A 1,430-nucleotide genomic window follows, 5' to 3' on the forward strand; every position below is an offset into this window, starting at 1 on the left:
TCCATTCCATTCCATTCCATTCCATTCCATTCCATTCCATTCCATTCCGTTCCGTTCCATTCCATTCCATTCCATTCTATTCGGGTTAATTCCATTCCATTCCATTCGATTGCAATCGAGTTGATTCCATTCCATTCCATTCCATTCCATTCCATTCCATTCCTTTCCATTCCATTACGGATGATTCCATTCCATTGCATTCCATTCCATTCCATTCCCCTGTACTCGGGTTGATTCCATTCCATTCCATTCCAATCCATGCCATTCCACTCGTGTTGATTCCATTCTTTCCATTCCATTCAAGTTGAATCCATTCCATTGCATTCCATTCCATTCGATTCCATTCGATTGCACTCGGGTTGATTCCATTCCATTGCATTCCATTCCATTCCATTCCATTCCATTCCATTCCATTCCGTTCCATTCCATTCCATTACATTCGGATTGATTCTATTCAATTCCCTTACACTCCATTACATTCCATTCCATTCGGGTAGTTTCCATTCCATTCCATTCCATTCCTCTCCATTCCATTGCACTCGGGTTGATTCCATTCCATTGCATTCCATTCCATTCCATTCAATTCCATTCCGTTCCATTCCATTCCATTACATTCGGATTGATTCTATTCAACTCCCTTACTCTCCATTACATTCCATTCCATTCGGGTTGTTCCATTCCATTCCATTCCATTCCATTCCATTCCATTGCACTCGGGTTGATTCCATTCCATTCCATTCCATTCCATTCCATTCCATTCCGGATGATTCCATTCCATTGCATTCCATTCCATTACATTCCCCTGCACTCGGGTTGATTCCATTCCATTCCATTCCATTCCATTCAATTCCATTCCATTCCAATTCGTTCCATTCCATTCTATTCCGTACCATTCCATTCCATTCCATACCATTCCATTCCATTCCATTCCATTCCATTCCGTTCCATTCCGTTCCATTCCATTCCATTCCATTCTATTCGGGTTAATTCCATTCCATTCCATTCCATTCCATTCTATTCCATTCCATTGCAATCGAGTTGAATCCATTGCATTTCATTCCATTCCATTCCATTCCATTCCATTCCGGAAGATTCCATTCCATTGCATTCCATTCCATTCCATTCCCCTGCACTCGCGTTGATTCCATTCCATTCCATTCCATTCCATTCCATTCCATTCCATTCCATTCCATTCCATTCCATTCCATTCCATTCCATTCCGTTCCGTTCCGTTCCATTCCATTCCATTCCATTCTATTCGGGTTAATTCCATTCCATTCCATTGCATTCCATTCCATTCCATTCCATTCCATTCCGGATGATTCCATTCCATTGAATTCCATTCCATTCCATTCCCCTGCACTTGGGTTGATTCCATTCCATTCCATTCCATTCCTTTCCGTTCCATTCCATTCCATTCCATTCCATTC

Annotated in this window: 4 protein-coding genes; all 4 read right to left on the reverse strand. The window is 41.6% G+C overall.

All coding sequences use genetic code 11. The annotated features are described in order from the left end of the window. Nucleotides 1-299, reverse strand: a 299-nt coding sequence (locus IC535_RS18920; protein WP_228958710.1) for a hypothetical protein, incomplete at its 3' end; no start/stop codon positions are given. A 174-nt stretch (nucleotides 300-473) separates the two neighbouring features. Continuing rightward, nucleotides 474-599 (reverse strand): hypothetical protein, encoded by a 126-nt coding sequence (locus IC535_RS18925; protein ID WP_263595840.1) that lies wholly within the window; start codon nucleotides 597-599, stop codon nucleotides 474-476. A gap of 26 nt (nucleotides 600-625) precedes the next feature. Continuing rightward, nucleotides 626-1,048: a hypothetical protein gene (locus IC535_RS18930; protein WP_228958711.1), complete on the reverse strand. Its 423-nt coding sequence runs from the start codon at nucleotides 1,046-1,048 to the stop codon at nucleotides 626-628. A gap of 6 nt (nucleotides 1,049-1,054) precedes the next feature. Beyond that, nucleotides 1,055-1,430: hypothetical protein (locus IC535_RS18935; protein WP_228958712.1), on the reverse strand; the 376-nt coding region annotated here is incomplete at its 5' end.

The sequence above is a fragment of the Stenotrophomonas rhizophila genome, from assembly GCF_020857975.1.
GTDB classification, from domain to species: domain Bacteria; phylum Pseudomonadota; class Gammaproteobacteria; order Xanthomonadales; family Xanthomonadaceae; genus Stenotrophomonas; species Stenotrophomonas rhizophila_C.

Bases quoted from the DNA above. Each gene is read 5' to 3' on its own strand.
- IC535_RS18930 (WP_228958711.1), bottom strand. From the start codon at position 1,048: ATGGATTCAACTCGATTGCAATGGAATGGAATAGAATGGAATGGAATG.
- IC535_RS18925 (WP_263595840.1), bottom strand. From the start codon at position 599: ATGGAACGGAATGGAATTGAATGGAATGGAATGGAATGCAATGGAATG.